Consider the following 11,895-nt stretch of genomic DNA (forward strand, 5'->3'; position numbering starts at 1 on the left):
CTTAATGAATAGTCTTAGTTGATTTAAGACTCATTAGGGTTGCAATCAATAATGCAGTCGCTGCGGTGATGAGTGAACTGTTGAGCGTATGGTAGATGGTGAATAGGGCATTTGCTGTGATTGGACCAATGATCTGACCGAGGCCATACACCACAGTCATAATGGCAATTAAATTACTTTTGCTTTGACGTGTGATTCGCTGTGCCACCGGCATGGCAATGGTCACCGTTCCCATAAAGGTTCCACCCACCAGTAACGCGCTTAACAGATAACCCAAAGCAGTGGGGATAATGATGGGTAATACTACACCGATGGCCTGCAATCCCAGATTAGAAGATAAAGCGACTCGTGTCCCCAGTTTGTTATGGAGATAATGCCAGAAAAAACAGGAAGGAATCGCACCTAAACCGAAGATTGCCCAGATGTGTGCCGCCTCAATATTTGGTAAAGCCTGTCTGACCAGCAAGGGTAAATAGGTCGCCGTGATAATATAACCAAAGCCTGCCAAGGCATAGATCATAATCAATGATATAGCTTTGGGTGTTTTAGCATAGCTATGAGATAGATTCGATTCGAAAGCTGATCGGGGCTGAGCTCGGGATAACCCTACAATAGCAACGAAACCCAGTATCAAACTCGATGCGCCAAGAAATAACCATAAGCTTTTACTCTGCCAATCCAGTTGTGTACCAAAAACCAAAAGTTCAGCGGACAAGGCAATCCCAAGCCCTACACCAGCATATAAAATAGGGGCTTGATGGCTTTGTTTCTGTTGTTCTAATAGCCATAACGAGGCTGAAACCATGGCGAAGGCACTCAATACACCGGCAAGACCACGAATAAAAATAATCACCGAAGCTGAATCCACATAAGCAAGCAGGATGAGGCAAAGTGTCGTACCTATAGTGGCAAATACTGAGGTGGCATAGCTATGCTGTGACTGAATCTTAATCGCGAATAAAGCCCCGAATAAATAGCCTGCATAATTGGCCGATGCCGCGATACTGGCACTATGTAAACTCAAGATGCCTTCCGCAATCATATGTGGATAGACTGCCGTAAATGCAAAGCGGCCAAAACCCATGCCAATCGCCATTATTAGTGCTGCACTGAATGCTGATTTAAGCGGGCCTTGCTTGGAGATTGCTGTATTCATCCTGCTCATTTTTTCAATACCACGATTTAATCACGAGAGTTGAGGTGATCTAAGGGCCGTGCTTTGCCAAACACTTTGGTGTCCACTAAAAACAGCCCATAGCTCAAACCGCTTAAAATACAGATTAAAAATATAAGTTTAGAAGCGTTCATGCTGTATCTTCTCTAGATCCCGAAAAATTCAATAAGATTTAAACAACAGAAGTTAATCATGTAAAATGATTTGAATTGATACCAACTATCTTTAATAGTGATAGCGATGCAGATTAAGTCTTTAGAAATATTTATGCGGGTGGTAAAGCTAGGTAGCTTTTCTGAAGCGGCGAAGGTCCTGCATACGGTGCAGTCCAACGTCACCAGCCATATCAAAAAACTGGAAACAGAACTGAAGGTTGAGCTGTTACATCGGCAAAATCCGGTGCAGCCCACCCGAGCAGGTATGCAGTTATATGGCTATGCAGAAAAAATGCTCCATTTACAAAAAGAGCTGCTGGATACATTTGCTCATCATCAGCTTGCTGCCAATTTCCCTTTAGAGATTGGTAGTATGGAGACAACGGCGGCGGTCAGGCTTCCAGCCTTATTTCGGGACTTACAAGAATCTACGCCTGATTTTCCTTTTGCCTTATCAACTGCACCCAGCAGGGAACTGATTGATTTGGTGAAAGCTTCAAAGCTGGATTGTGCATTTGTTGCCAATCATGCCCCGATTGAAGGCATGTTTAATTTTCATGTCTGGACCGAGAAGCTGGTGTTAATTTCTTCAAAAAAAGCACCCCCACAACTTTCTAAAGAATATCTGCTGCAAAAGAAATTTATTGCCTTTAAGCAAGGTTGTAGCTATCGCAAAGCAATAGATTTGTTTCTGTCTTCATGGCATCTTCCGGCAGTCAACATCATTGAAATGGGGAGTCTGGATGGCATTGTGAGTTGTGTCAGTCTGGATGTGGGACTTGCGATTTTACCGATCAGTTATGTACAGCAATCGCATTTTGCCCAGCGGGTGCACATTCACGATATAAATTTGCTTGAAGACATGCACACTTATCTTATTGCCGATCTTGATACAAACAAATGGGCAAGCAATATGCATCAATTCTTTGAGCATTTACAAATGATGTCTTTGCCGGATCAGCAAAGTGAAATAGTTCGCTCTTAGCGTGGCGCTGATATTTGTTTTTAATCAGGCTTTGAATAAGTTGAGGGTTATTCGAGTATAAAATAACATCATCTCGTTTTATACTCGAATCGCTTATTTGAAAGTTGAAGCTATTTTCTTTCCAGATATTTTACCACCTGGTCATAAATAGACTGTAAGTAAGGATTTAATGGAATCAAATCTTGTCCCGATTTACTGCGAACATATTTAAAATAAGGGGTTAAAGGATACTGTGCACTTTCACAAACAATCACTTTAGGGAACCATTCTTTATGAAACTGATCGGCGGTAAGATCAAGAATGACCCCATTAACCACTAGGTAACAGTGCGCGATTTCTGGTGTACGTGAAGAAATCTGAACTTTTCCCACCCGATAATCAGACTTGATATAATGGACATTAAGTAAATAATATTGCAACAGCTCACAAGCATCCGAACCACATTCCTTCGGAAATTTACTAAACGCACCGGTAATAAAGCCATTGGTTACGTGATCCAAAGCTTCGCGAAAGGTGGTAGCAAGATGGGTTAAAGTCTGTATTTCATTTTGATATGTCATTGTAGCTTATTCTTCAAGTCATCAGCATTATCTCTAGTAAAACCTGAATAAATGTAAGATTTAACTAAATTTATTTGTTAAATTGTTAACACTATTATCACATGTAACTTCAAAGTTGTTCCGGCAAATTCTTTGTTAGGTGCTACTCAGCATTGAGCGAGAATTAGCTTGGTTGTCTCATCTCTCTATAAGCTATACGCTTCACCATGTGTTTTACCCAGATAGGAGCGGGATTGTTTTGGCTCATCCTTTGCTAAAATTTTTGCTGATTTAGAGCAGCTGTTGCAGGTACTTCAACAGTAGCAGCAATCGGGTTTTAATAAACGTATTTATTATCAATCTGACTTTACGAATATAAATTATGTTTATAAAAAATTAAAATCGTTATGTGGTTTTGTTGAGGCTACCTTATAGCCGATTTAAACCAATATAAAAATTATTGGGCTGAATTATTTGAAAATGTTTTTTTGTAAAGTTACACGTCCTAATGATTATACTTGAATATGAGTTGTTAATAAAATGTACAAGCCGTATTTTTAATTGATCTCTTTGTCCTATTATATAAATAAAGCTGGTTTATGGATTGGAGAGGATAATGAATAATATACAAAAGCTTGAACAGAGTATAACCCGGCTGGGTATAGGTGAGTTTTTATTCATCGGATACGGCTATGGCATCGATGAGATGCAAAATATTCTTCATTTTCTAAAAAATTTAGAAAGTCAGCAAATATTACAAATTGTTTATCAACATAAAGAACAGGAAAGCGGAAATAACCTAACCGATATCATAAAGATCCAAAAGTGTTAAAAGAGTCACTGTTTAAAGTGTGGTTCTAGCCGAATCCTGAGTCAGCCGCTCAGGATTTTCCTTATACATTACAGTTACATAGTAAAAATAAAACTAAACAATCATTACAAATGATAACTAGGATATCTCCATAATTTACCCTGTGTAGAAAATATGGAGGAGATAACAAATGCCACAATATTTGCGTATAGCGGAAAAAGTGTATAACAAGTTTAAAGATGAAAAAAAATTTACGCAAAAACCTGTTGAGTATTTAAATTTTTTAATTAAAGAAGTGCGCGAGGAAATCAAGGGGACAGAAATGAAATTGCTGTACCAGTATATCGATTTTCAGGAAGGTTTCCAAAAGCCGCTACGTGAAGATGCCCTGAATATTGATGTTAGCCTAGTGCCACATCATCAACATCGGGATGAATTCATTTTATGGTTAGCAGGTTTTATTGAAAGAATCACCATTGGCGGTAAGAAAAAACTTCCTCCAATTCTGGAAAATATTCCACCTGAATTTACGGTTCATTATGAAATTCAGAAACCGGTTCGTCCGCAGCCAGAGGATTGCTATGACGAATTGGTCTCCTATTTTAAAAGCGAAGAGTTCAAACAACATTCAATGAGTTAAACAAGTTGTGCTAAAGAAGTATGAGGCTCCGAACCCCTCATACTTCTGCAATCGCTGGACTGCAGCGTACCGTCTTTATAGGCGGTATTTTTTTGCTTAAATAGACGGAAGGTGGTCATTGAAGGACGTGAAGATACGGTTAGACATCATTTTATCCCTATGTTAGGCTAGCGCCACAATTCATTCTGATCTGTTCATTCATCTTATGCAGCTTACGCCACCCTAGTTGATTTCTCTTGCTTGAAAATTAACTCATCACTTTGACTAGTGATGTGGTGTAGTCGTGTGCATGTATATATCACATCACTGGCCTTTATTTAAAAATATACCAATAGGCTATTTCTATGTTATCCAATGTTCGGGAACAGTGGTTCTCCAATATTCGCGGGGATATTTTGTCCGGGCTTGTGGTCGGTCTGGCACTTATTCCAGAAGCGATTGCATTTTCCATTATTGCGGGTGTCGATCCAAAAATTGGCCTGTATGCTTCTTTCTGTATTGCGGTGGTGATTTCATTTGTCGGCGGTCGTCCGGCCATGATTTCTGCTGCAACAGGTGCCATGGCTTTACTGATGGTCACATTGGTCAAGGAACACGGACTACAGTATTTACTGGCAGCCACCATTCTGACAGGTGTATTCCAGATTATTGCGGGCTATCTCAAACTGGCCAAGTTGATGCGTTTCGTTTCTAAATCTGTGGTTATCGGTTTCGTCAACGCCTTAGCCATTCTGATTTTTATGGCCCAGTTACCGGAACTGATGCATGTGACATGGCATGTATATGCTTTTGTTGCCCTCGGTTTGGCCATTATCTATTTATTTCCCCTGATTCCAAAGCTTGGAAAGCTGCTGCCATCGCCGCTGGTGTGCATTATCATCATTACCCTGATAGCAATGTCTATGGGGCTGGATCTCAGAACAGTTGGCGATATGGGTGCATTACCAGATACGTTGCCGGTATTTTTGTTACCTGATATTCCTTTAAATCTTGAAACATTGATGATCATCCTGCCTTATTCCATTCCCATGGCGGTAGTCGGCCTGCTGGAATCGATGATGACCGCAACGATTGTCGATGAAATGACCGATACGCCCAGCGACAAGTTTCAAGAGTGTAAAGGGCAGGGTATTGCCAATATTGCCTCGGGCTTCATGGGCGGCATGGCCGGTTGTGCCATGATTGGTCAATCCATGATTAATGTAAAATCAGGTGGACTGACCAGATTATCGACCTTTTGTGCGGGTGTGTTTTTACTCATTCTGGTGGTGTTTCTGAGTGACTGGCTCAAAGTCATTCCGATGGCGGCTTTGGTGGCTGTGATGATCATGGTTTCGATCAGTACCTTTGAATGGAAGTCAATTACCCAGTTCAGTACCAATCCAAAGAGCAGTAATGTGGTGATGATCGCAACAGTTGCCGTAGTGGTGGCCACGCATAATCTGGCTTTAGGGGTATTAACCGGTGTGCTGCTATCGGCATTGTTCCTGGCCAACAAACTGGAAAATGACATTCATGTGAAGACCTCATTTGAAGGTCCGGCACGTTTATATGTACTGCATGGACAAATCTTTTTTAGTTCATCCGAAAAGTTCTTACACTGTTTTGACTTTAAAGAAGGGGTAAAACAGGTGGTTATTGATTTAACCCATTCGCATATCTGGGATGTGACTTCAGTGGCAATGCTGGATACTGTAGTGAATAAATTCCAGAAAAATGGCGTCGATGTCACCGTTCGCGGATTGAATGAAGCCAGTTCAATCATGATTGATCAATATGGCACCCATTCCAAAATCTAAATGGGTGTGGTTAAAATAAACAAATAAAACCTCTGCGCTGGCAGGGGTTTTTGCTTTTCAGCGGCAGATTTTTATCTTTTAGAAAAATAAAGCTTTGTAAGGTTGATCTGAAACTTTTCGTATACAAACAACATGCTTCGTAATTTTATATAAATACTAATTAAGCCATGAATATGCTTCGATTTATTATTGAAATTTTTTTGAAAAATCAAAAAGACCTTAGAAATAAGCAGTTTAATTTTATTGTAAATATGAAATTAAGTAATTGAAATTTAATAATTTTATATTTGTAAAAAAAGATGTTTTTCATGTAATTTTGTGTATAATTTCGCCATAAAAGCCTCTGTGAATTTATAGAACTGCTCTATAGATCCACAGGGGTTTTTCTATGGAGATTTATCTGAGATGGAAGATCTGAGTTAATTTGTGTGGATGGTATTAAATGATCCTTTTTTCCAGAGCTGCCCTTGTTGATCCTGAAATTCAATTAAGTGCTCAACGTCTTTCAACTCGCTTCAGCTTTTTCGGCTTGGGTTTTGCTACGGCTGCCTGGGCGCCGCTGATCCCTTTTGCGCAACAGCGTCTGCATTTTAATCATGCAGATTTCGGCTTATTGTTGTTATGCGGTGGCTTAGGCGGCATGCTGGCTATGCCTGCGACGGGCAAAATCGTCCAGCGTATTGGCTGCCGTGTACCGATTGGCTTTGCTTTATTGTTGCTCGCCGTTTTGCTGCCAAGCTTGAGTTTATGCGGTACCCCTTTAATGATGGCTATCTCCTTATTCTTATTTGGTACAGCCTCAGGAAGCTTGGGTGTTGCGCTTAATATCCAGGCTGTGGTGGTCGAGAAGAACAGCCTGAAATCGCTGATGTCCGGCTTTCATGGGATGGCCAGTCTGGGCGGGTTGGCCGGCGTACTGACCATTACTGCATTACTGGCCTTGGGTGTTTCACCGCTGGTCAGTGCGCTGGCAGTGAGCTTGCTGTTGATACTTATCGCTGTTCTTTTAGCGCCACTCAGTATCAAAGCGGTGGAAAATACAGTACCAGAAGCATCGTCGACCGTTAAAAAGTCGCTTCTCCAGCGTTTGCCACAACCTTTGATTGTGCTGATCGGGTTGGCTTGCTTTATCATTTTTATGATGGAAGGCGCAGCAATGGACTGGAGCGGGATTTATTTAACCCATGAATATGGGGTAAATGCTGCCTTTGCAGGATTGGCCTATACCTTTTTTGCGATTGCCATGACCACAGGACGTTTTACCGGACACACTCTGATCCGCTACTTCGGTGAGAAAAAACTGCTTAGCTATAGCGCGATTTGTGCCGCCTTGGGTTTGGTACTGGTCAGTATTGCACCGCATTGGTGGCTGGTATTACTGGGCTATACTTTAGTGGGTGCTGGATGTTCCAATATCGTACCGATCATGTTTTCACGTGCCGGACGTCAGACCGTCATGACAAGCGCAATCGCACTGTCTTGTGTGTCAACATTGGCCTATACAGGCATACTGGTCGGGCCTGCTATGATTGGAATGATTGCTGAGCTGTTCGGTTTAAGTACAGTTTTTATGGCGTTATCAGGCGTATTATTGCTGATAGTGGCATTAAATCGTTGGACTTACGTGAAATAAGATACAGGTAAAATTGAACTGGCAATATCTGGATATTGCCAGTTGCTTGCAGAATGGCTGTTATAAATTTTGATAAATCGGATTAACGTTACGCATTCCCATAAATCTGAAATCCTGTAAAGCGGTTTTGTACTGTAAGTCACTAAGAAATGCATTGCGCCAGTCATTAATATCAAAATCTTTTAAACCTTTCATCAGTTGTTTGTAGCGTGAAATACGTTCTTGACGCGGCATTTCCAGCGCTGTTTTTAAGGCATTGACCATCGCTGTTTTATCGGTGGGGTCTACCAGAATTGCTTCTGACATGTGTTCGGCGGCGCCTGCATATTTGGATAGGATCAGTACGCCTGGATTAGACGGATTTTGTGCCGCAATATATTCTTTTGCGACCAGATTCATGCCGTCACGAATTGAACTGATCCAGCAGACATCGGCCTGACGATAGATTTGCATCAAGTGATGATGTTTCATTGCATCATAGATACATTCCACCGGTTGCCAGTCTTCTTGGGCAAATTCCTGATTAATCATCTCGATCTTAATTTTAAAACGCTCAAATAAACGTTGATAGGCAGGGACTTCCAGACGGCATGGGCAAGCAATCTGCAAATGTTGAATATGTTGATGATATTCAGGATATTGCTCTAAAAATTCTGCATAGGACAGGAAACGTTCCAGCAAACCTTTTGAGTAATCGATCCGGTCGACGCCAATAATGGTTTTCGCGGCATTCAGTTCCACAGGACGGGTAATGAAATCCTGAACATCGATAAACTGTTGGGCTGCTTTTTGGATGGCTGTTGGATTGACCCCGATCGGATAGCATTTAATCATGGTTAAACGTTGATGGTAACTTAATAAAGTTTGCTGAATTTTTTGTGCTTTCAATAAGGATGTGCAGACTTGCATACATACTTTCTGATCTTTCTCTGTTTGCAGACCCACCACATCGTACTGGCACAAGTCTTCAATCAATGCCTGTGCACACGGAATTTTTTGCCAGATAAATAAAGGAGCAAAAGGGATATGCAGGAAGAATCCAATCTTGTTTTGTATACCCAATTCACGGCAATATTTTGCCACGCTCAAGAAGTGGTAGTCATGCACCCAGATGGTATCCTCGGGTTCTGCAATTTCTGCAAGTTTTTGAGCGAATAAATAATTAACTTGCTGATAACCTTCATACTCCGATGATTTATATTCAATCAGGTCAGAACGATAATGCATGGCTGGCCAAAGTGTATTATTGGCAAATCCGGCATAATAATCTGAATATTGCGACTCAGTTAAAGGGCAGGTGATATATTCAACGTCATCTTTACGAAGTAAATTAAACTGTACCTCATCTGGTGTATCGACTCTTTCTCCGTTCCATCCAAGCCACACACCGCCAATATCATCTAAAGCATCTTGTATTGCCACAGCAAGTCCCCCTGCCGAAGCCTTTTGCCCGTTTGGAATACTGACACGATTGGATAAAATAATTAATTTAGACATATTTTCTCTCCACCTAAGTTGTTGTTGCCCTTAATGTTGTTGATATTGTTGTCATGGTTTTGAACATGCTCTAAAAATAATTCTAAAAAATCATGAACTTGTTTTGTGTCTTCAAGTTGGTATCTGGCATGGGTCAATCCTTGGCCTACTTTGATTGAAATGCCTTGTTCAATCTGATTGACAACATAAAAGCCATCTTCATCCGTAAGGTCATCGCCAATAAAAATGGGTGCATAAGCATCTTGTTGCTTGAGGTGCGCTAAAACTTCCTTAATTGCCAGACCTTTATTGGCTTGTGCGGGAATTAACTCATAAAAGAATTTGCCTTGAATTAATTTTAGCTGAGGAAAAACTTGCTGGGGTTTCCAATATTATTTTTTTTGCAATATTTTCCAGTTCAGGCGCTTTTCTATAATGTAAAGCGATTGAAGAGCTTTTATTTTCAATCAGTAAGTCAGGATAAGAGCTACATGCTTTAGTTAATATGTTGTAAATATAAGAAATTTCTAAAAAATTGTTCGATGTTTTTAATTTTTTTTCTTTACCTAGATATATTTCTAAGCCATGTAATGCAGCAATCGGAAGATCAATCGTTTCAAATAGTTTACGTGCAGATTCAATATCTCGTCCAGTTACTGCGACCACCGGAATTTGTTCTAATATTATTTTATTTATAATATCTAAAGTGCTCGATGGAATATAGCAATCATTAGGATCTAATTGGAAATCCGATAAAGTCCCATCTATATCCAGAAACAGGCATGGCTTATTATTATTCGAGCTAAGCTTATCTCTCAGACAGGTTAAATAATCTGATGCTGAACTTATTTTATCTGTTCTATTGTTCAATTTTAATATCTCTTATTACCATTTTATTTTATTATAGAGCGATAAAAAATTTATAATAGTTGAGTTGTCAATAAGCAAACATAAGCAGAACGTAATTTACATTAGTAATGTTTGTAATACATCGTAAATTTTTCTTACATTTCTCATATAGAATGTTTTGGTATTTAAGATTTATATAGTGCATGGCTCTGTTGTAGTACATACTTCAATATATTAATTTTTAATAAACTGTATTGAGTCTAAGGAGATGAATATGCAAAAAGTATCTGACTATTATGATGATTTTCCTGAATTTAATCCTGCCAATTATGATCAGGAAGGAAATTACAAACCTGAGTATATGATTAAAAGAAGCAAAATGTTTCAATCAAAAGATATTAATGAAAAGCTATATAATGAGAAAAAAGACCTGTTGGTAAAACATAAGAAGTTAATATATTGATGAGTATTTTGTGATTGAGTAATCATTTTTAGGTCAGTTTGTTATTATATGTCTCATATAAAAGGGCTTTTACATAAAGATGAAAAGCCCTTTTTATTTTGGATTAAAATACTTTTGTGAGAGTTTAATTGCATGAATTTTAATAAAATTTTATTTTTATAATGCTGAGTTGAGTTTTGTTTTATTTAAATTTTTATAAAAAATAATAAACCTCAATATATTAATGCGTGGTTTGTTATCATAATTGTAACTTAAATTGTCTTATATTAAGTTGTTATAAGCTTGTCATCTCAAAGTCATGCGGCTATCCATAGATTTTTTGAATTCAGATAAAAGGTCTTGACCTTCGGCTTAACGAGTTCTATTTTAGAACTTGTTTGAAATTTAAGCGCGGCAAGAGTACTGCAATTCAGATCATCTATTGCCTTATTGTCGTTTACCTCATGAAAAAAATAACAGGAAAAAGGAGTTGGAGATGCGGACAGTTCATTATCAGCAGATTCCCTTGCAATTTTTATTTGAGCATCAGGCAACCTTGACTGGGCTTGGAAAAATATTCTTACGAAGCTTTAAAAAAGCCAAAGCAGTGCAAAGTGATTGGCAAGCACTTGCACCCATTAAAGAAATTATTAAAGCGCCGAGTGATGAATTGGTGAATCACTATATTCAATGGAGCGGGGCGCCGCTCAGTAAATATTCCAATACAATTCCGGCACATATGGTATCCCAGTGGGGGCTGTCATTTGCGACCCGTCTACTGTTACAGACTGCTTATCCGCTCAGTCAGGTGATTAATCAAGGGGTGAGTTTAAAAATTTATGGTGATATTCCAAGAAATGAAAAGCTGCTGATTCAGGCCAAGATCGCCACTGTGGATGAACGAAATGGTCTGGCACGTCTTTCCGTGCAAATCATTACCGGAACGATTACCCAGCCAGAATTAGTCGAAACGGTATTACACATGGCATTTATGTTGCCGCATTTTAAGAAAAGCAAACGTACAGAATCTCGTGATGACAAAACCTGGCAATCTGTGGGAGAGTGGTCTGCGACAGCGGATGATGGTTTTAAGTTTGCCTTGCTGACGGGTGACTTTAATCCGATTCATTGGATCGGGCCGTTAGCGAAAATGTCGAGCTTTGGACAAAAAGTTTTACATGGCTTTGGTATGTTTGCACGCAGCTTTGAATTACTTCCTGAACCGATCCAGCAAATTGATGTGCGCTTTTTAAAACCGGTTAAATTGCCTGCAGAACATAACCAAGTCGAAATCAGCAGCGAGCAGGGGCAGAATCATGTCCGTTTAGTGGGAGCAGCAGGACAAATCTGCTTAACAGGTCAATATTCATAAAACAATAAATATTAAGGTGG

Annotated in this window: 10 protein-coding genes and 1 pseudogene; 7 read left to right on the forward strand and 4 right to left on the reverse strand. The window is 39.5% G+C overall.

Annotated features, from left to right (window positions below):
- Window position 1: 1 nt before the first annotated feature.
- The gene (locus tag J699_RS17355; protein ID WP_032869045.1) at window positions 2-1,156 is read right to left on the reverse strand and encodes a YbfB/YjiJ family MFS transporter; all 1,155 of its coding nucleotides are present in this window, start codon (window positions 1,154-1,156) and stop codon (window positions 2-4) included.
- A gap of 258 nt (window positions 1,157-1,414) precedes the next feature.
- Here J699_RS17355 and J699_RS17350 point away from each other — a divergent pair, with 258 nt between their 5' ends.
- Window positions 1,415-2,314: a LysR family transcriptional regulator gene (locus J699_RS17350; RefSeq protein ID WP_079281806.1), complete on the forward strand. Its 900-nt coding sequence runs from the start codon at window positions 1,415-1,417 to the stop codon at window positions 2,312-2,314.
- Between the two features lie 110 nt (window positions 2,315-2,424).
- On the opposite strand, the gene J699_RS17345 is transcribed toward J699_RS17350, so the two are convergent.
- Complete coding sequence (locus J699_RS17345) at window positions 2,425-2,874, reverse strand: hypothetical protein (RefSeq protein ID WP_032869046.1); 450 nt, start codon at window positions 2,872-2,874, stop codon at window positions 2,425-2,427.
- A gap of 595 nt (window positions 2,875-3,469) precedes the next feature.
- On the opposite strand from J699_RS17345, the gene J699_RS17340 reads away from it, so the two are divergent.
- The 4 genes from J699_RS17340 to J699_RS17325 all read left to right on the forward strand — a co-directional run bounded on the left by J699_RS17340 (window position 3,470) and on the right by J699_RS17325 (window position 7,736).
- Window positions 3,470-3,685, forward strand: coding sequence for a hypothetical protein (locus J699_RS17340; protein ID WP_005285532.1), 216 nt, complete (start codon window positions 3,470-3,472; stop codon window positions 3,683-3,685).
- A gap of 169 nt (window positions 3,686-3,854) precedes the next feature.
- Window positions 3,855-4,304 carry a hypothetical protein gene (locus tag J699_RS17335; protein WP_005230167.1) on the forward strand — a complete coding sequence of 150 codons (450 nt, stop codon included), beginning with the start codon at window positions 3,855-3,857 and terminating at the stop codon, window positions 4,302-4,304.
- A gap of 344 nt (window positions 4,305-4,648) precedes the next feature.
- Window positions 4,649-6,103, forward strand: coding sequence for a SulP family inorganic anion transporter (locus J699_RS17330; RefSeq protein WP_032869048.1), 1,455 nt, complete (start codon window positions 4,649-4,651; stop codon window positions 6,101-6,103).
- Between the two features lie 442 nt (window positions 6,104-6,545).
- Window positions 6,546-7,736, forward strand: coding sequence for an MFS transporter (locus tag J699_RS17325; protein WP_032869049.1), 1,191 nt, complete (start codon window positions 6,546-6,548; stop codon window positions 7,734-7,736).
- A gap of 60 nt (window positions 7,737-7,796) precedes the next feature.
- Here J699_RS17325 and J699_RS17320 read toward each other — a convergent pair whose 3' ends face one another.
- Both J699_RS17320 and otsB read right to left on the reverse strand, forming a co-directional pair.
- Complete coding sequence (locus J699_RS17320; protein ID WP_032869050.1) at window positions 7,797-9,233, reverse strand: trehalose-6-phosphate synthase; 1,437 nt, start codon at window positions 9,231-9,233, stop codon at window positions 7,797-7,799.
- Window positions 9,221-10,082, reverse strand: a pseudogene (gene otsB / locus J699_RS0218305) (trehalose-phosphatase). The gene J699_RS17320 and the pseudogene otsB overlap by 13 nt, the downstream one beginning before the upstream one ends.
- A 253-nt stretch (window positions 10,083-10,335) precedes the next feature.
- Between otsB and J699_RS17315 the strand changes: the two are divergent.
- Together J699_RS17315 and J699_RS17310 are read left to right on the forward strand one after the other, a co-directional pair.
- Window positions 10,336-10,524 carry a hypothetical protein gene (locus tag J699_RS17315; protein ID WP_005230176.1) on the forward strand — a complete coding sequence of 63 codons (189 nt, stop codon included), beginning with the start codon at window positions 10,336-10,338 and terminating at the stop codon, window positions 10,522-10,524.
- Between the two features lie 475 nt (window positions 10,525-10,999).
- The gene (locus tag J699_RS17310; RefSeq protein ID WP_032869053.1) at window positions 11,000-11,875 is read left to right on the forward strand and encodes a MaoC/PaaZ C-terminal domain-containing protein; all 876 of its coding nucleotides are present in this window, start codon (window positions 11,000-11,002) and stop codon (window positions 11,873-11,875) included.
- Window positions 11,876-11,895 lie beyond the last annotated feature (20 nt).

It is taken from the genome of Acinetobacter sp. 1000160 (assembly GCF_000588715.1).
GTDB lineage: Bacteria > Pseudomonadota > Gammaproteobacteria > Pseudomonadales > Moraxellaceae > Acinetobacter > Acinetobacter courvalinii.